Below are 18,141 nucleotides of genomic sequence, written 5' to 3' on the forward strand. Positions count from 1 at the left end.
AGCGGCGGGAGAACGGTGCGCGCGCCGTCAGATCGCGCCGGTGATCATGGCAGCGGCGAAGCCGACCGCCGTGGCGACAACGACGAAGGCCAGCATGGCGGCCACCGCCAGCCCCAGCGGCTTGGCCCAGCCCTTGCGCGGGTAGTGTTCGCCATAACGCGCGATGACGACGGCGCGCTGCGACTTGCCGAGGTTGTAGTACCACGCGATCAGCAGCGCAAAGCCGCCCACGCGGCCGAGCAGGTCGGCCCCCTTCGACTCGGGCAGAGCCACGGCCAACACGATGCTGAGCACGAGGAAAGCCGCCGTGGCGATGGCCCAGGTCTTCGACGCCGCCGCCTTCTCGGGCTCGCCCATCGCCTGCCAGTTCTTCATGTGCAGCAGGGCGCCGAAGAGCGGGCTGAACAGCAGGCTCCACGATGCCGCAGCGCCCGGGTTCCACAGTGGCGGGCAGGGAGTGCCCGCGCTCGTGCCCGTGCCCGTGCCGATGTCTGCAACCGCCGCCCGTGGCGGCGCATAGGGGTTATCTTGGCTCATCGAGGTCTTCCTGGAGGCGCGGACTGTAGCGCTGTCACGGCTCCGTGGGCCCCTGCGCTGGTTCCTGCGCTGAGGCCACTGTCGCGTTCGGCGCCGCTGCCTTCGCCGGCCACGCGCCGCCCTCGCAGAAGCAGCGCCAGGCCCAGGCCACCCACTTCAGCAGCGAAGTGGCCAGCCACAGCGCCCAGGCCAGCATCAGCGCGCGGTACAGCCACACCGGCGCGCTGACCACCCAGGCGCTGGCGGTGTGTTCGGCGAAGCGATCGCTCACCCAGCTCAACAGATGGCTGCTGGAGCCCGGCCCGGCGACGAGCAGGTTGGGGTAGCCCAGCAACCCGACGCGCAGCACATCCAGCAGGGCGCCGATGGCCACCAGCGTCCACATCACCAGGCCGACCTGCACGGCGATGCGCAACCAGCGCGGGCCGGGCGTTGCCGCCCAGCGGCGCCGTGCTTCCAGCAGGCCGAACCACGCGGCCAGCAGGCCCAGGCTCCACAGCGACACGGGCGCCACGCCCAGCGCGAGGACGAGCCAGGCCGGCCGGCCCATGAGCCCCGGCAGCCCACGCGGCACCAGCGCTGCCAGCACCAGCACCACGACGAGCGCGCCCCAGATCAGCACCGCCGGGCCGATCAGCGGGCCGCCGACGGCCAGCACGATGCGGTCCTGCGGCACCTGCAGTTGCAGCTGGTCGTTGACGCCCGGCAGGCCCAGTGCCAGCCCGGCGTGGCGCCACAGCGCCCCCATGCCTTCGGGCGCGCGCCAACGGATGTCGACGCGCTGCTCGCCGGGCGTCAGCGGCAGGCTGAGCTGGCCGTCTCGCAGCTGCAGTGCCAGCGCTTCGCCGTTGATCTGCACGCCCAGCAGCTCGGCGCCGGCCGGCAGCTTGAGGGCATGCGGGCCACCGAGGCTGGCGCGCAGCGTCATCGACAGCTGGGCGTTGGTGCTGCGGTCGCCCGGCTCCAGCGTCGTCGTGACGCTGTCCAGCGTCAGCGTCTGCCCACCGACACCCGCCGGCTTGCTGACGGCCAGTTTGAGCGTCTCGCCGGGCCAGGGGCGCCACTCGGGCAGCCACTCGTCGCCCTGGCGCAGCGCCGTCGCGGCCAGGCCCGCAGCCTCCACATGCCACTGCGGCGACGCCGCCAGCGTCCAGCGCTCCACCTGGTTGGGCTCCTTGCCGGCCACCAACGTCAGCGCATCGGCGGGCGGCAGGTTGCTGGCCACCTCGACGGCGTCATCGCCGCCCAGCTGCAAGCTCGCGACCTTCACGCCGCCTTCGTCAGCCACCGTGACGCCGGCGTCGCCGACGGCCTCGCCCGGCAGCAGCGCCCAGCGCACGCGCAGCGGTGCGCGGCTGGGGGCGATGCGCTCGATGCGCGTCACCACCTGCCAGCGCAGGCCCAGCGCCAGGCGGCGGTCCACACGCACCAGCGGCGCGAGCGCGTCGCGCTGCGTGCCGGCTTCCTCGGCACGCGCGCTGCCCCCGGCGGCGTCGCGGCTCAGCGTGATCGCCCCGGTGCTCTGGCCGCGCGGGTCCAGGCCCGCCAGCGTCCAGCCCTTCAGGTCGGACTGCAGCGTGCGCGGCGGCAGTGGCAGTGCGATGTCCAGCCCGCTGGCCTGGCCCACATCGGCCGTCAGCACGACCTGATGCACACCAGCCGGCACGGCGGCCCACAGCCGGCCCTCGTCATCGCGCCGCGTGGCGGCGGGCTGGCCGTCCAGCGTCACGCTGCCGGGCAGCCAGCCGGTGCCCTGCCCTGGCAGCGGCACGGCCACGAGCGCCTGCGCATGGATCTCGGCACGCAGCTGCACGCTGGCGCCCTGCGCGCTGACGAGCAGGCGGGCGAGGTCCGCGCAGTGGGGCTGGCAGTCGGGCGGCGCGGCCAGCTTGCCGCGCAGCGCCTGCAGCTGCTCGTCGCTGGGCCAGGCGAGGCCGGCACTGGCCGGCACGGCGACGTCGGCCGCCTGCTTGGGCGGCGCGGCGTCACTGGGCGAAGGCGACAGCGCCAGGCCCACCCCCAGCAGCAGCGCGGCCGCAGCCGTGGCGGTGTTGGTGGCCCGGCGCGGCAGGCGCGGGAGCGTCCACCCGGCGGTTGCGGCCAGCGCCAGCCCCAGCAATGCCAGGCCGATGAGCTTGAGCAGCGCGGTGGCCCAGGGCGGCAGCAGCCAGAGGTTCAGCGTCTGCTCCGGTGTGACTGGGCCGCTCCATGACAACCGGTGGGCGCGCCAGGTCCAGGTCGGCAGGCCGGGGCCGGTCTGCACGCGGGCGGCGGGGTCGACACGGGCCAGGTCGCTGCCGTAGGGCGACGCCATCTTGGCAGGTGGCGGTGACTTCGACGCATATCTTTGGCGCGAAACATCGACCTCCTGCGCCACGCTTTCAGACAACGCCGGTGCCGCCGCCGGCGCCGCAGGCACGTCTTCCTCGACCAGGTTCCCCGCCAGCGGCGCCATCGAGCGTCCACGTTCCAGGCTCGGGTAGATCGCCAGCCGGATCTCGTTCACCGCGAACAGCAGCAGCACCAGCGCCAGCAAGGCCGCCACGGCCAGTCGGCTATGGGCCATGGTGCGCTGCGCACGCCCCGCCGGCAGCACGCGCGCCAGCGCCGTCAACGCCAGCAGGCCGAACCACAGCACGGCCGGCGGGCTGCCCGGCGTGTGCCAGGTCAGTGCCAACGCCCCACCCAGCAGCAGCCCGCTGCGCCAGCCCAGCAGCCGGTAGGCCGCCAGCGCGGCCAGCAGCACGAAGAAGAAGTCCCACAGCGTCCACATCGACACCCAGGCGCCGTCGGCGCGGCTGGGGCCTTGCGCGTGCAGCAGGCGCCAGCCCGGCGGCAGCTGCAGGGTGACGTCTAGCTGGTTGACGTCGGCCGCCCAGCCGCTGGCCGGCAGCGCACCGCCGCGTGGCCAGCGGCTGTCGGCTTCCACGCGGGCGGCGCTGCGGCGCACCTCGAAGCCCGCGGGCCCGTCGGACGTGAGGCGGGTGATGGGCTGGTCTTCCCCCGCCAGCGCCGCACGGCCCAGCTGGCCCGGCGCCGCCATGGTCAGGCGCGCGCTCGAGGACAGCGTGCCGGCGAAGCGGTCGCTGGCGGTGAAACCCTGGCCGTCGAAGTCCAGCCACAGCGCGCGGCGCAGCGTCAGCGCATCCGGTGCCGGCTTGGCGTTGCCGCGCTGCAGTTCGGTCAGCTTCAAGGTCTCGCCAGGTTTCAGGCGGAAGGCCGGCAGCGCCCGCCAGGCCTCGGGCATCTCGACCTGGCGCGGGTCCACGCTGGCCGGGCCTTCGGGGCGGATCTGCCGCAGCGCGGGCTGGGCCTTGACGGCCCAGACTTCTTCGTCCGGCGCGCCTTGCGGCAGCGTCAAGGCCTGCACCGGCGCGCCCAGCCGCGCACGCAGCTCGATGTGCCAGTTGCCCGGCCGCGCCTGCACGACCAGGCGGCCGTCTTCGGCCAGGCGCGCCGGCAGCGGGCTGTCCAGCTGCACCGCGCGCAGCCCGGGCAGCAGCGCCAGCGGCAGCTCCACGGCACGGGCGCGGCCGGCCACGCGCAGCTCGAAGGCGGTGGTGACGGTCAGCGGCAGGTCGTCGTCGATCAGGCGCACCGTCTGCACGGTCACGCTGTCGCTGGCAGCCTCGGCGTTGATGACGGCGCGCAGCCACAGCCGCCCCTCGCCATCGGGCGCGCGGGCCTGCGTGGCGCCGTCGCTGGTCACGACGATGGCGCCCAGGCCCGGCGGCACGGCCAGGTTCTGCGGCATCTGAGCGCCCCAGGTGATGCGGCCTTCCACGACATGTGCGCCCGGCGCCAGCCACACGGCGGGGCGATCATCGGCCGCCGTGACGGGCAGCGCCCGCCCGCCGGCCTTCACGTCCTGCGGCCATGCACCGGCCTCACCCGGCAGCGCGACGGCGGCGGGTGCGCCGAACACCTGCACCTCCAGCTTGAACGTCGCCTCGCGCGCACCGGCACTCAGCTGCAGCCGGCCGGGCCACACGCACGGCGCGGCCTCACCCTCGGCAACGGCCGGGCAACCCAGCGGCGGCTGGCCCTGCTGGGCCCACGGCAGCCAGTCCCGCAACGCGGCGGGCAGCTCGGCGGGCGTCAGCGGCGCGGCATGCGCGGCGACGTGGACGAGCCACAGCAACGGAGCAATCCATCGTTTCATCAAACCTCCCTGGGCCTGCAAGCGGCCGCCTGGTGCCGGCCGACATGGCTGCGGATTCCAACACAACAAGCTGTTGGGCCGAGACCCCGCCGCCCGGCCACCCCGAGCCGGCTTCAACCGAGGTTCAGCGCGGTTGCCAGTTCAGCGCCACGCTCCAGCCGCGCGGTGCCGCCGGCTCGAAGAAGCGCTTGTTGGCCTCGTTGACGATGACGCTGGCCGCCGTGGCGCGGTCGAGCAGGTTGTCGGCGCGCAGGCGCCAGCGCAAGTCGGTGGTCAGCGGGCCGCCTACATGGAAGCTCCACAGCGCGCCACCCGCGGCAGACGCGGTGCCGGCGTCGTCGGCCGGCAGGCGGGCGCGTGCCTGCACGTTCAGCGCCGCGTCCAGCACGCCGCGCTGCCAGCGCAACTCAGCGGTGGCGAATGCGGCCGGCACGCCGGGCAACGGTTGGCCGGTGCTGGTGACGCGGGTCTGCAGGCGGGTGGCCGCGAGGTCCAGCCGCCAGGCTGGCGCCAGCGGCAAGCCGGCAGCGGCTTCGAGGCCGCTGCGGCGGGTCTGCGCGGCATTGGTGTAGACGCTGCGGCCGCCGCTGCTGGAAAGCACGCTGATCTCGTCGCGCGTCTCGGCGTGGAAGGCGGTCAGCGCAACGCGGCGTTCGCCGTCACGCGCTTCCCAGCCCAGTTCGACCTGCCGGCTGCGCTGCGCGCGCAGCTCGTTGTTGAAGCCGTTACCCGTGGCGCGGTAGGCGAGCTCGGTCAGCGTGGGCGACTCGGCTGCGCGGCCGCCAGCCAGGCGCAGCACCTGGCCCGCCGCCGGTCGCCATGCCAGCCCGAGCACCGGCTGCACGCCGCTGAAACGCCGCGCCCCACTGTCATCGCCGTTGGCGAGGTAGCGATCGGCGCTGTCAAAGCGCAGCGTGCTGGCGCGCAGGCCGGCCAGCAGCTCCCACGCGGGGGCCGGCGTCCAGCGCCACTGCACATAGGGCTCGCTGCTGGTGGCGCGGTTGGTCTCGTCGCGCTTGAGGGCGCCGGTCTGGCCGGCCTGGTTCAGGTAACCACGGCGCTCGTCGCGCTGGGTCTCGACGGCCCAGCCGGCGGTCAGCTCGTGCTCGGTGCCGAGCGCCCAGATCAGGCGCGCATCCAGGCCCCCGAAACCCCGGCGCAGCGCGATGACGCCGCCCGGATGGCTGGGCGTGTTCTGCACGGCCAGCGGGATGGCCTGCCACTGGTCCACCGCGCGGTGGCCCCACCAGCCGGCGACCTGCGCGCGGGCGTGGTCGCCAAGGTCGCGCTGCCAGCGCAGGCCCAGCTGCTGCTGCCCGGCGGTCTTGCGGGTGTCGAAGGCCTCGGCCTGTGGTGCTGTCTGGCGCGGGTCGGCCGCGAACTGCTCGGCGGTCAGGCCCAGCGGGTCCTGCGCCGGCTGGCTTTGCAGTTGCGCGACGAGCATCAGCTGCTGCCCCGGTGTGCGCAGCTGCCAGCGCGCCTGGGCCAGGCGGCGTTCGCTCTCGCTGTGGGCGCGCCAGCCGTCGCGGTGGGTGACTTGTGCGGCGAGGTTGAAGGCCTGGTCGACGGCGGGCAGCCGGTCGACGCTCACGCTGGCCTGGCGCAGGCCGAAGGCGCCCAGCGCGAGGCCCATCTGCGTGCGGTCCTGGGCGGGCCAGCGGCTCTGCAGCGCGATGACGCCGCCGCTGGCGCTGCCGTACAGCGCCGAGAACGGGCCGCGCAACACCTCCAGCGACGCGGCATCCGCGATCAGCCAGTGGCCCAGCTGGCCCTGGCCGTCGGGCGTGCTGGCGGGGATGCCGTCGGCCATGAGCCGCAGGCCGCGCACGCCGAAGCTGGCGCGCGCGCCGTAGCCGCGGCTGGACAGTTGCAGGTCTTGCGCGTCATTGCCGCGATTGGCGGCGTACAGCCCCGGCACGCGGGCCAGCGTGCGGGCCAGTGCCTGGGCGGGGTCTTGCGCGTCGGCGTCGCGGGCCAGCGTTTCGGCCGTGATGTGCTCGACGGCAAGCGTCGGCGCGCTGGCGCGGCCATTCAGGACGACCGTGTCCAGCTGCGCCGGTGCACCCGCCAGCGCCGCGCAGGCGAGAAACAGCATCAGGGCTTCACGCGCACCAGCCGGCCGTGCGTCTCCAGCACCAGGTACAGCAGCCCATCCGGCCCCTCGCGCACATCGCGCATGCGGCCAGCGCCTTCGAACAGCTTCTCCTGCTCGGCCAGCCGGTCGTCGGCGGCCAGCTTGACGCGCTCCAGATAGCCGAACTTCAACGAGCCGGTGAAGAAGCTGCCCTGCCAGGCCGGGCCGTACTGCGCGCTCTTGAGCTTGACCAGGCCCGACGGCGCGATGGACGGTACCCACTTGACGACGGGTTGCTCCATGCCCGCCTTGGCGACGAGGCCGTCACCGATCTTGCCGCCGCCGTAGTTCTCGCCGTAGGTGATGACGGGCCAGCCGTAGTTCAGCTTGGGCGCGATGAGGTTGAGCTCGTCACCGCCTTGCGGGCCGTGTTCCAGCTCCCACGGCCGGCCCTTGTCGTCGATCGTCAGGCCCTGTGAATTGCGATGGCCCAGCGTCCAGATCTCGGGCAGCGCGCCCGGCGTCTTCACGAAGGGGTTGTCGGCCGGCACGCTGCCGTCCTTGTTGATGCGCACGACCTTGCCGAGGTGGTTGTCCAGCGTCTGCGCGCTCTGCATGCCCTTGTAGCGCTCGCCCAGGCTCAGGAAGAGCTTCCCGTCGGGCGCCTCGGCGATGCGGCAGCCGAAGTGCAGCTTGCTGTCCACCTTGGGCTGCTGGCTGAAGATGACCTTCACGTCGGTCAGCCGCTTGTTGTCGCCGCTGAGCTTGGCGCGGGCCAGCGCCGTGCTGTTGGTGCCCTTCTCGGCACCGGGCTCGGCGAAGCAGAAGTACAGCGTGCGGTTACGGGCGAAGTCGCTGTCCAGCTGCAGGTCCAGCAGGCCGCCCTGGCCCTCGGCAACGACGGCCGGTACGCCCTGGATGGGCGCGCTGGGCTTGCCACCGGCTTTCGCCGTTCGCATCGTGCCGTCGCGCTCGGTGATGAGGAACTCGCCGCCGGGCAGGAAGGCCACGGCCCAGGGCGTCTTGAGGCCTTCGACGACGGTTTCGAGCGCGGGGGCGGCGTGGGCCAGGGCGCCCGCAAGGGCCAATGCGAGAGGAAGCAGACGCTTGTTCATGGGGAGCGGCCGGAGGCTGGAGGGGGCTGCATCATCGCAGCCGCACCCCATCCAGACGCGGCGGCAGGATTTCAGCGGGTCAACAGGGTGCCCAGCAACCTCAGGCCCACGGACAGCAAGTCCACGCCCAGCAGGCCGGCGCCCGGCGCGGCCAGCGTCGCCGTCGTTTGCTCGCGGCGCTGCTGCGAGCGTTCCTTCTCCAGCGCCACGAGGGCCTCGGCCACGTCCGGCGGGCTGCCCCAGTTCTGCCGCGACGGCGCCTGGGCATAGGCCTGCAAGGCCTTCTCGACGGCCTGCGGGTCCAGCAGCGACAGCGCGGTGCGGCAGTGTGAGCAGGCGTCTTCCTTGCGCAGGTCGATGGGCGCACCACAGGCGCTGCAGTGGATGCTGCCCACCTTGCGCGCGATGTCGGCGATCTCCGTCTTGGTGAGCTGCCGCACAAAGCCCTTCTCGATCATGAACGACGAGAAACCGCTGAAACGCCCGTGCCGGTTGGCGCAACGGTGCGTGATGTAGCGGCCGCTGCGCACGATGTCGAACCCCTGCACCAGCGTGCCACGGCATTCGGGGCAGGACAGGCGGCTGGCCAGCGGCGTGCGGGGCGTGTCACGGTGCTCGTGCAGCGCCTTGAAGACGGTGCCCACGGCTTCGGGCGACAGCTTCATGTTCTCCATCTGGTCGAACCAGATGCCCTGGCAGCTGAAGCAGAAGTCGATCTCGACCTGGCCGCCGTACAGCGCCGGCAGCGTGTGCACTTGCAGCGCGGTTTTGCAGGACGGGCAGGGCCTGGAGCGGGACGATGTGATGGACATGGCGGCATCGTAGTGGGCAGCGGGTGTATCGCCTTGTCACCAGGGGATGTCGCGCGGCGCGGCGGCCTGCTGCAATCGTGGCGTGTTGAACCCGCGTCGCCAGGTGCGACCTTCCCTCATGCCTCGTCTCCCCGCTTCCCGGCCCTGTGCCCTCGCCGCTCTGCTGCTGGCAACCGCCGCCGGGGCCGCGCCTGTCCTCGAACTGCAGCCGGGCCGGTGGTCGCAAGACACCGAGATCTGGATCAACGGCCAGTCGCTCAAGCCAGGCCTGACCGCGTTGCGCACGCAGGTGCGCGGCCAGCTGACCGAGGCACAGAAGCGCGAGCTCGATCGGCGCCAGGCGGCGGAAAAGTCGTCGTGCCTCACGCCCGAGCAGGCGCGCATCGACCTGCCGCGCTACCTGGAAACGGTGCTCCGCGACACGGGCAGCCCCTGGCGCTGCGAGGCCGAGACGAGCCAGCTCGACGGCAGCGCCGCCAATGGCAGCTACACCTGCCGCACCAGCGGCGGCGGGCTCACCCAAGGCAAGTTCAGCGCCACCTACGGGCCGACGAGTTATCGGCTGGAGCTCAACGGCCGCGGCAACGCCGTGGACGGCCGCACCGGCGAGGCTCACGGCGGTGTGGCCGTGGACCAGCGCATGCTGTCGACAGGGCGTTGGCTGGGCGGCGACTGCTGAGCACTGCGTCCCGCGGATGGGCTTGCGGGCCGAGCGCCGGGCCGCTCCCAAGCCGGACCGCCTGTGGCGATGTGCAAGCGGCTCCATGCCGCTTGCATCGCCGTCCCCTCGGGGGACCGATCAGGCGTGCCCGCGCACAGCGGCGCACGGCTGGGCGAGGGGCGTTGTTCCTCAGCCGTCCAGCCGCTGCTGGAACACGAGGCCCGCGTGCTCGCGCAGCGCGTGGAACTTGATCTTGGGCCAGTTGGCCTCGATGGCGCGCAGCTCGGGGGCGTACTCGACCAGCACGGTCGGCGCGTCCACGGCGTCGTAGGCCATGCGGTGGTCGTTGGCGTCGATGAAGCGCTTGAGCTCCGCCGCGTCGTCGCAGGTCACCCAGCGCGCCACCTGGAAGCGGCTGGGCATGATGCGCGCCTTGCAGCCGTACTCGTGCTCCAGGCGGTGCGCCACCACTTCGAACTGCAGCTGGCCCACGGCGCCGAGCAGCAGCACGCTGCCGGCGATGGGGCGGAACACCTGGATGGCCCCTTCCTCGCCCAGCTGCTGCAGGCCAGCCTTGAGCTGCTTGGTCTTCAGGGGGTCGGCCACCTCCACGGCGCGGAACATTTCCGGCGCGAAGAATGGCAGGCCCGTGTACTGCAGCGCCTCGCCTTCGGTGATGGTGTCGCCCAGCTGCAGCACGCCGTGGTTGGGAATGCCGATGATGTCGCCAGCGAAAGCCTCGTCCAGCAGCTCGCGCTTCTGGCTCATGAAGGTCACGACGCTGTTGGGGCGCAGCGTCTTGCCCGAGCGCACCACCTTGAGGTTCATGCCGCGCTCGAAGCGGCCCGAGGCCACGCGCACGAAGGCGATGCGGTCGCGGTGCGCCGGGTCCATGTTGGCCTGGATCTTGAAGACCACGCCGGTGAACTTGGGCTCCTCCGGCTGCACGGTGCGCTGCATGGCGTCGCGCGCATCGGGCGCGGGCGCCAGCTCGACGAGCGAGTCCAGCACCTCCTGCACGCCGAAGTTGTTGACGGCCGAACCGAAGAACATCGGCGTCTGCTTGCCCGACAGGAAGTCGTCGTGCGAGAACGCGGGCGCGGCCTCGCGCACCAGCTCGATCTCGCCCTGCGCGTTGTCGTATTGCATGCCGAAGCGCTCGGCATACACCGGGTTGTCCAGGCCCTCCAGCACTTCCTCGGTGCCGGCCACGCGGTCCTCGCCGGGTGCGAACACGCGCATGCGCTGCTGGCGCAGATCCATCACGCCGTGGAACTGCTTGCCCATGCCGACCGGCCAGGTAAAGGGCACGACCGTCATGCCCAGCTCCTGCTCGATCTCGTCCATCAGCGCCAGCGGGTCCTTCACCTCGCGGTCCATCTTGTTGACGAAGGTCAGGATGGGCGTGTTGCGCGCACGGCAGACCTGCAGCAGGCGGCGCGTCTGCGGCTCCACGCCGTTGGCCGCGTCGATGACCATCAGCGCCGCGTCCACGGCGGTCAGCACGCGGTAGGTGTCTTCCGAGAAGTCCTGGTGGCCCGGCGTGTCCAGCAGGTTGATGACGCAGTCGCGGTACTCCATCTGCATCACGCTGGATGCGACCGAGATGCCGCGCTGCTTTTCGATCTCCATCCAGTCCGAGGTCGCATGCCGCGTCGCCTTGCGCGCCTTCACCGAGCCGGCGATCTGGATCGCGCCCGAGAACAGCAGCAGCTTTTCCGTCAGCGTGGTCTTGCCGGCGTCGGGGTGGCTGATGATGGCGAAGGTGCGGCGGCGGCGGACTTCGGTTTCGATGCGGGACGGCAGATCGGCGGACATGGTGTGGGCTCGGAGCGAACTGCGAATTATCGGGCCTGGGTGCATCTGGGCCCTCGGCAACCGCAATCCGTCTCGTGAAGCTGGAGCGTCCACGGGTTGCCCCATTAGGCTGAACCTCTCATCGACAGCCCGATTCCGCCCGCCATGAAAAGCCCCCTGCTCCGCCCGCTGATGCTGGCCCTGTGCGCCGCCACTGCCACCGCCGCCACGGCGGCCACCCCCGACGCCACCGAAGCCCGCATCGCCCGCGTGCTGGCCGGGCTGCGGCCGCCGGTCAGCTTCGTCGGCGACGCCACCTGGACGCTGCAGGACCGCATGAAGCACTACGGCGTGCCTGGCCTCACCATCACCGTCATCGACCACAACGGCCTGGCCTGGACGCGTGTCTACGGCCTGGCCGACCGCGAGCGCGGTGTGCCCGTCAAGCCGGACACCTTGTTCCAGGCCGCCTCCATCAGCAAGGCGGTGACCGCCTTCGGCGCGATGACGCTGGTGCAGGCGGGCAAGCTGTCGCTGCAGCGCCCCGTCAACGAGCAGCTCAAATCCTGGCGCATTCCCGAGAACGAGTTCACCCGCGAGACGCCGGTGACGCTGGACCACCTGCTCAGCCATACCGGCGGGCTGACGGTGCACGGCTTCATGGGCTATGCATGCTCACCGGCCGAGTCGGCGGCGACTACGGCCTGGGCTTCGGCCTGCCGACGGTCGGGGGCGAGCCGTACTTCGCGCACGGTGGCTGGAACGAGGGCTTCTGCGCCAGCCTGATGGCCAGCCAGAACAGCGGCCAGGGCGCCGCCATCCTGATCAATGCCAACCAGCCCGCGCTGATGGACGAACTGCGCCGCGCCGTGGCCCACGAATACGGCTGGCCGGGGTTCAAGACCCTCACGCCGCTACCGGCCAGCGCCGAGGCGCTGGACAAGGCGCCGGGCCGCTACCGCGTCAACGCCGAGCAGGCCGTGGTGGTCACACGCCAGGGGCAACGCTTGTTCATCGCTGCCGTGGGAGAGCCGGCCAGCGAACTGGTGCAGGTGGCGGGTGGGCGCTACCTGCAACGCGACCAAGAGCTGGCGCGCCGCTTCGAGCCCGATGCCGACGGGCGCTGGCAGCTGCGCATGGAGCGCGCGCAGGGCGGCCCTCAGCTGCTGCCGAGGCTGCCAGACGATCAGCAGACGCCGCGCGAGCGGCTGTTGGCCGGCGACCAGGCCGGCGCGCTGGCTGCCTACCGCGTGCTGCGCGACAGCGGCGACGAAGCCGGCAGCGAGGCCTATCTGAACCGTCAGGCCTATGGGCTGGCGCGCGGCGGCAGCACCGCCACGGCCGTGACGCTGATGACCCTGAACACCGAGCTGTATCCCGAATCAGCCAATGCCTGGGACAGCCTGGGCGAGGTGTATCTCATGCGTGACGACAAGCCGCAAGCCCGCCAGGCCTACCGCAAGGCGCTGGCACTGCAACCGAACCTGGGCTCCGCCCAGGCGGCGCTGCGGCGGCTGGGCGATTAGGGCAGGCATCCCGAGCCTGTGCTGCAGCACCAAACCTTGCATTCGATGCGGCAGGCCATGGGCTCTGTCAAAGTCGGTGTCGGCGAACCGAACGGCGAACGGCCAGCCGGTGCTGGAGGTGCCGATGGCTGCCCGGCCCCAAGCAGGACCGTCGAGCGGCGCGCTACATCCCTTTGAACCGCCCGCGCTGCGCGCGGCTGACAGGCAGCGGGTGGATCTGGCCACGCAAATGCACCCAAAGCTCCCCGTCGTCACGGCGCTCGATGCGCTCGATCGCGCGCGCATTCACGACCGAGCCGCGGTGGATCTGCCAGAACAGCTGCGGGTCCAGTTGCTCGATCAGCTCGCCCAGCGAAGTGCGCAGCAGCAGGTTCTCGCCGCCCTGGCTCAGCGCGCGCGTGTGGCGCAGCTCCGAGCGCAGCGCGGCGATGTGCTCCACGTCCATCAGCTTCATCGTGTTGCCGGTCCAGGCCTGCAGGAAGCGCAGCTTCTCAGGCGTGGCGGCACCCTGCTGCCTCAGCCGCTGAACGGTGGCAGCCAGGCGCGCGGGCGTCAGTGGTTTGCGCAGGTAGTCAACCGCGCCGTGTTCGAAGGCGTCCAGGGCATGTTCGGCATGTGCGGTAACGAACACCAGTCGCGTGCCTTGAGGAGCCAGGCCGGCCAGCGTGAGGCCGTCGATGCCGGGCATGCGGATGTCGAGGAAGGCGACGTCGGGCCGCAACTCGTCCAGCAGGCGGCGCGCTTCGGTGCCATTGCGCGCCCGGGCCACGATGGTGAGGTCGGGCCAGGCGTCAGCCAGCAGCTGCTGGATCTCGTCGAGCAGTTGGGGTTCATCGTCGGCGATGAGCGCAGTCGTCATGTCAGAGGCAGAGTCAGCGTGGCTTCGGTGAGTCCGCGCGCATTGGTGGCGAGGCTCAGCCGTCCGCCGTCGCCATAGAGCGCCTTCAGGCGTTGGCGCAGGTTCGCCAGCGCCATGCCGTGACCGGCCGGTTCGGCATCGCGGCGCAGCGGGGCTCCGCTGTTGGCCACGCCCAGCTCCAACCGGTCACCATCGCGTGCGGCCCAAAGCAGCACCTCGCCGCCTGCCTCGCTGGGCTCAATGCCGTGCTGGATCGCGTTCTCTATCAGTGGCTGCAATATGAGCGGCGGCAGCGGCAGGTGCTGCAGCGACGCCTCCACGTCGATGCGATAGCGGAGCCTGCCGCCCAGACGCAGCGCCATGATGGCCAGGTAGTGCTCGACGAGCTGACATTCCTCGCCCAGCGTGGTTTCGGTCTGGCGGGCCCGCGTCAGCGCGACGTCGAACAGGCCGCTGATCGCATCCAGCAGCGGCAGCGACTGGTTCGACCCCTGGCGGATGAAGCTGCGTAGCGTGGCCAACGTGTTGAACAGGAAATGAGGCTCGATCTGCGCCTGCAACATCTGCAACTCGGCGCGCAGTCGGGCGCGATCCGCCTCCACACGGCGCACCGCTCGCAGGCGGCGCAGGCCTTGCAGCAGCGGCAAGCCCAGCAGCGCGGCGTTGAAGCTCAGATGCAGCCAGAAGCGGGTAAGCCGGTCTGCGGCGGCCATCGAATCGTGCAGCAGAGCTTGCTCGACGCTCCAACCCAGCGCAGCGCCCGTCAGCAGGATCGCAAGCAGCAAGGCTGGCAGCAGCGCGCGGGCCTGCGGCCCGGTGCGCCGTGCCAGCAGGCCACTCAGACCGTCGGCGGCGGCGTGACCAGCCCACAAGCCCAGCGACAGCGCCCAGGCGGGCTGGGCGCGAAGGAACAAAGCCGACAGCCCGAACAGCGCCAGCCCGGCCAGCAAGGGCGCAGGCCGGCGCCAGCCCACCCCCTCTTCGCGGACGGCCTGGGCCAGATCGTTGCCGAACGTGGACGCTGCGGTGGTCAAGGCGGCGTCATGGCGCGGGGCTGGCGTGGCAGCACCGGCGCGCCACTCTCACCGGTAACCGCCACGCCGTTGCCCACCACCTCAAGCTGGAACGCCGTGGCCTGCAGCTGGCCGCCCCCGTTGAGCAGGAAGCCGAAGCTGAGCGCGGTGGCGTCGGCCGGGATGTCCAGCACAACCTCGGCGGGCTGCCAGCCGAAGCTGCCGCGCAGCGGCCGGTTGTACATGTTGTCGAACGCCGCAGCGCGCTGGCCGACGTCAGCACGCATCCACAGGCCGCCCCAGGCTGCGAGTTGGTCGGCGCGCAATTGGGCGCTCAGACGCACGCGCTTGCCGGCGTAATCGGTGCCGGCGATCTGCTGCATCAGTGTCGAAAAACCGGTGGTGCCGGGCTGGCAGTCCAGGCTGAAGACCCGGGTGCTGGGGGCGCCAGCGACGGAAGCGACGTCGCCTTTACAAGTCTGCGCGTCACCCGTCTGCAACCAGCCCGGCGGCAGGCCCTCGGGCTTGGCCAGCGCGGTGGCGAGTACGCCGACCCCGATGGCGGCAATGATGGCGGAGGCTTTCATCAATCGATCTCCCGTGACGGACGCGAATCGGTCCGCCCGCAGACTAGGTTTTCGAGGCCTGGTCTGCGGGTCAACGGGGTGAACGGGCCCGCTGCGCGCAGCAGCTGCGCAAAAGCCGACACCAGTGGCGCGTTCACTCCTCCAGCAGGCTGCGCAGCATCCACGCCGTCTGCTCATGCACCGTGATGCGTTGCGTCAGCAGGTCGGCGGTGGGCTCGTCGCCGGCCTTGTCGACGACCGGGAAGAGCTGGCGCGCCGTGCGGGCGACGGCTTCGTGGCCTTCCTTCAGGATGCGCACCATCTCCAGCGCCTTGGGCGGCGTGGCGGGCGCGTCGGGCAGGCCGCTGAGCTTGGCGAACTGGCCGTAGCTGCCGGGCGCGGCATGGCCCAGCGAGCGGATGCGCTCGGCCACCGGGTCCACGGCGTTCCACAGTTCGGTGTACTGCGTCATGAACATCGTGTGCAGCGTGTTGAACATCGGGCCGACGACGTTCCAGTGGAAGTTGTGCGTCGTCAGGTACAGCGTGTAGGTCTCGGCCAGCAGCTGGGACAGGCCGGCGGCGATGGCGGCGCGGTCCTTGTCGCTGATGCCGATGCTGATGCTGGTGGTGCGGGCAGAGGATTTCTTGGGCATTGGGAGGCTCCGTAAGGGATGGGCCAAGCCTAACGGATGCGCCGCGCCCGCGCTCGCCCGGGGCGGCGGCCCGCACCAACTGCCCGGTGCAGAAAAAGCAAAGGCGCCCGCAGGCGCCTTCGAAACCGCGTCGTTCTCAGGCGCGGCGCTTGCGGCGCGACATGCCCATCACAGCGAGGCACATGCCCGCCAGCGCAACGCTGCCCGGCTCCGGCACGGTGGCCATGGCGGCATCGATGAAGTCGCGGTGGATGCTGACCGGTACGAAACCGTTGAACTCGCCGAAGCTGTTGTTCAACGCGTCGTCCACGTCGCCCCAGCCGCTGCCAAAGGTCAGGCCGAAGGACGTCACCGAGGCCACCAGGTCGCCGATGAACTCCGGCCCCCCCGAGTCGCCACCCGCGCTGGAGACTTCGTCCGCACCGACACCGGTGTTGCAGTACTTGTCGCTCGGAGCGATGCCGAAGCCGAAGACGGCGATGTTGCAGCTCAGATCGTTGGCGCCCGTGCCATTGTCAAAGTCGGCCAGGTAAGTGTTTTCGATCTGGCTGGCGGGTTCGCTGAGCACGTCATCCCACAGGCCGCCGAAGTCGGTGTCGCCAAGGCGGAAGTCGTAGCGGTTGTCGCCCTGGCGCAGGCGACCGGTGCCGGCGTTCACACCGACGTCACCGCCACCGGTCGAGCGGCCGCCATAGCCCGCGATGTTGTAGTCCAGCCCGGTCAGATCGTCGCCGCCGTACAGGCCGTGTGCCTTGACGCTGGAGTCGACGAAGTCGTCCAGCGTCAACACGGCGATGTCGTTCTGGTCGATGACATGGCCGGTGTAGTCAGAGTGCACGTAGTAGTTGGTCACGCCGTAGCTGAACGTCGGCGCTTGCCAGGTCACGTTGTCGGGGTTGGCGCCGGTGTAGAAGTACACCGAGGTGCTGAGCGGGCGAGCCGCAGTGCCGTCACTGACGCAGTGGGCTGCCGTCAAGATGGAGCGCTGGTTGGCCAGCAAGGTGCCGGAGCAGATGAAGGCACCCGCCGCACCGTAGTCCGTGATGATCGTCGCCACGCCGCTGTACTGAGACCGGGGCGCGAAGTAGCGCGGATCGCCGCCAGAGGCTGCGGTGCCGGTGGACGTGACGCCAACGATGGTGCTGTTGGCGGTCCAGTTCAGGCCGCTGTAGCTGCCCGACAAAGACTTGAAGTCGGCGTGCGCGCTGCCGGCGGCCAGCAGAGCCACGGCCAATGCTGCTAGAGACTGCTTCACAAAGATTCTCCCTGGGTGGAATCTCCCTGCCGCCAGCCCGCTCGTTATCGCGTTAGCAAGCAGGGAAAAGAGGTGAATGTGAAGCTACAACTATCGTTCCGGTTGGCGTGCGCGCCGGCGGACCTCCTCCCCGTTTTGGGGGGAGGGTTTGCCTCAACTCAGCCGCTTCACGCCGTCCAGCTCGCAGGCGTAGATGGCGTTGCGCAAGGCCGCGATGGCCTCGTAGCGCGTGAAGCTGCGCCGCCAGGCCAGCACGACGCGCCGCGTGGGGATGGGCTCGCTGAAGGGCACGAACTTCAAATGCGGTGACGGCTCGCGCGGCAGCGACAGGCGTGGCACCACGGTCACGCCCATGCCGGAGGCCACCATGTGCTTGATGGTCTCCAGCGACGAGCCCTCGAAGCTCTTGCGGATGCCCTCGGCGTCGCTGGAGAAGCGCGCGAACTCGGGGCAGACCTCCAGCACATGGTCACGGAAGCAATGGCCGTTGCCCAGCAGCAGCATGGTCTCGGCCTTCAGTTCCTCGGCGCTGATGCTCGTGCGGCTGGCCAGCGCATGGCCGGCGGGCAGGGCCACCATGAACGGCTCTTCGTACAGCGGCGCGGTGGCCAGTCCCGCGTCGGGAAAGGGGTCGGCGAGGATGGCGCAGTCCAGCTCGCCGGTGCGCAGCATGTCCAGCAGCTTCACCGTGAAGTTCTCCTGCAGCATCAGCGGCATCTGCGGGTACTTCTCGATCGTGTGGCGCACCAGCTCGGGCAGCAGGTAGGGGCCGATCGTGTAGATGATGCCCAGCCGCAGCGCACCGGCCAGCGGGTCCTTGCCGCGCTTGGCGATCTCCTTGATGGCGCCGGCCTGGTCCAGCACCGACTGCGCCTGGCGCACGATCTCCTCGCCCAGCGGCGTGACGGACACCTCGCTGCCGCCACGCTCGAAGATCTTGACGTCGAGTTCTTCTTCGAGCTTCTTGATCGCGACCGACAGCGTCGGCTGCGACACGAAGCAGGCTTCGGCGGCACGGCCGAAGTGGCGCTCGCGGGCAACGGCGACGATGTAGCGCAACTCGGTCAGGGTCATGGTCAGGCAAGCACTTCAGGGCAAGGCCCCGAACG

At 70.9% G+C, this 18,141-nt stretch carries 15 protein-coding genes; 3 read left to right on the forward strand and 12 right to left on the reverse strand.

Annotated features, from left to right (window positions below; translation table 11 throughout):
* Positions 1-27 precede the first annotated feature (27 nt).
* From ACG00X_RS19250 to ACG00X_RS19270, 5 genes are all read right to left on the reverse strand, one after another.
* Entirely contained in the window at positions 28-537 is a 510-nt protein-coding gene (locus ACG00X_RS19250; protein WP_394490494.1) for a hypothetical protein, read from the reverse strand.
* A gap of 34 nt (positions 538-571) precedes the next feature.
* A complete protein-coding gene (locus ACG00X_RS19255) occupies positions 572-4,699 on the reverse strand; it encodes a hypothetical protein (RefSeq protein ID WP_394490496.1) in 4,128 nt (1,375 codons plus the stop codon).
* Between the two features lie 124 nt (positions 4,700-4,823).
* Positions 4,824-6,794 carry a TonB-dependent receptor family protein gene (locus tag ACG00X_RS19260; protein ID WP_394490498.1) on the reverse strand — a complete coding sequence of 657 codons (1,971 nt, stop codon included), beginning with the start codon at positions 6,792-6,794 and terminating at the stop codon, positions 4,824-4,826.
* Positions 6,794-7,888 (reverse strand): PQQ-dependent sugar dehydrogenase, encoded by a 1,095-nt coding sequence (locus ACG00X_RS19265; RefSeq protein WP_394490500.1) that lies wholly within the window; start codon positions 7,886-7,888, stop codon positions 6,794-6,796. The genes ACG00X_RS19260 and ACG00X_RS19265 overlap by 1 nt, the downstream gene beginning before the upstream one ends.
* A 71-nt stretch (positions 7,889-7,959) precedes the next feature.
* Complete coding sequence (locus ACG00X_RS19270) at positions 7,960-8,700, reverse strand: TFIIB-type zinc ribbon-containing protein (protein WP_394490502.1); 741 nt, start codon at positions 8,698-8,700, stop codon at positions 7,960-7,962.
* A gap of 118 nt (positions 8,701-8,818) precedes the next feature.
* Here ACG00X_RS19270 and ACG00X_RS19275 point away from each other — a divergent pair, with 118 nt between their 5' ends.
* Positions 8,819-9,379, forward strand: a complete 561-nt coding sequence (locus ACG00X_RS19275; protein ID WP_394490504.1) for a DUF3617 domain-containing protein — start codon at positions 8,819-8,821, stop codon at positions 9,377-9,379.
* A 171-nt stretch (positions 9,380-9,550) separates the two neighbouring features.
* On the opposite strand, the gene ACG00X_RS19280 is transcribed toward ACG00X_RS19275, so the two are convergent.
* Positions 9,551-11,179: a peptide chain release factor 3 gene (locus ACG00X_RS19280; protein ID WP_394490506.1), complete on the reverse strand. Its 1,629-nt coding sequence runs from the start codon at positions 11,177-11,179 to the stop codon at positions 9,551-9,553.
* 144 nt (positions 11,180-11,323) lie between these two features.
* Between ACG00X_RS19280 and ACG00X_RS19285 the strand changes: the two genes are divergently transcribed.
* Together ACG00X_RS19285 and ACG00X_RS19290 are read left to right on the forward strand one after the other, a co-directional pair.
* Positions 11,324-11,944, forward strand: a complete 621-nt coding sequence (locus tag ACG00X_RS19285; RefSeq protein WP_394490508.1) for a serine hydrolase domain-containing protein — start codon at positions 11,324-11,326, stop codon at positions 11,942-11,944.
* Complete coding sequence (locus ACG00X_RS19290; protein WP_394490510.1) at positions 11,830-12,684, forward strand: tetratricopeptide repeat protein; 855 nt, start codon at positions 11,830-11,832, stop codon at positions 12,682-12,684. The genes ACG00X_RS19285 and ACG00X_RS19290 overlap by 115 nt, the downstream gene beginning before the upstream one ends.
* 163 nt (positions 12,685-12,847) lie before the next feature.
* On the opposite strand, the gene ACG00X_RS19295 is transcribed toward ACG00X_RS19290, so the two are convergent.
* The 6 genes from ACG00X_RS19295 to ACG00X_RS19320 form a co-directional block, all read right to left on the reverse strand.
* Positions 12,848-13,543: a LytR/AlgR family response regulator transcription factor gene (locus ACG00X_RS19295; protein WP_394490512.1), complete on the reverse strand. Its 696-nt coding sequence runs from the start codon at positions 13,541-13,543 to the stop codon at positions 12,848-12,850.
* Positions 13,540-14,577 carry a sensor histidine kinase gene (locus tag ACG00X_RS19300; RefSeq protein WP_394490514.1) on the reverse strand — a complete coding sequence of 346 codons (1,038 nt, stop codon included), beginning with the start codon at positions 14,575-14,577 and terminating at the stop codon, positions 13,540-13,542. Before ACG00X_RS19300 ends, ACG00X_RS19295 begins: the two co-directional genes overlap by 4 nt.
* The gene (locus ACG00X_RS19305) at positions 14,574-15,143 is read right to left on the reverse strand and encodes a hypothetical protein (protein ID WP_394490516.1); all 570 of its coding nucleotides are present in this window, start codon (positions 15,141-15,143) and stop codon (positions 14,574-14,576) included. The genes ACG00X_RS19300 and ACG00X_RS19305 overlap by 4 nt, the downstream gene beginning before the upstream one ends.
* A 133-nt stretch (positions 15,144-15,276) precedes the next feature.
* Positions 15,277-15,777, reverse strand: coding sequence for a Dps family protein (locus ACG00X_RS19310; RefSeq protein WP_394490518.1), 501 nt, complete (start codon positions 15,775-15,777; stop codon positions 15,277-15,279).
* Positions 15,778-15,913: 136 nt separating this feature from the next.
* The gene (locus tag ACG00X_RS19315) at positions 15,914-17,032 is read right to left on the reverse strand and encodes a trypsin-like serine protease (RefSeq protein WP_394490520.1); all 1,119 of its coding nucleotides are present in this window, start codon (positions 17,030-17,032) and stop codon (positions 15,914-15,916) included.
* Between the two features lie 153 nt (positions 17,033-17,185).
* Positions 17,186-18,106 carry a hydrogen peroxide-inducible genes activator gene (locus tag ACG00X_RS19320; RefSeq protein ID WP_394490522.1) on the reverse strand — a complete coding sequence of 307 codons (921 nt, stop codon included), beginning with the start codon at positions 18,104-18,106 and terminating at the stop codon, positions 17,186-17,188.
* Between the last annotated feature and the right edge of the window lie 35 nt (positions 18,107-18,141).

It is taken from the genome of Pelomonas nitida, assembly GCF_043555975.1.
GTDB lineage: Bacteria > Pseudomonadota > Gammaproteobacteria > Burkholderiales > Burkholderiaceae_C > Pelomonas > Pelomonas nitida.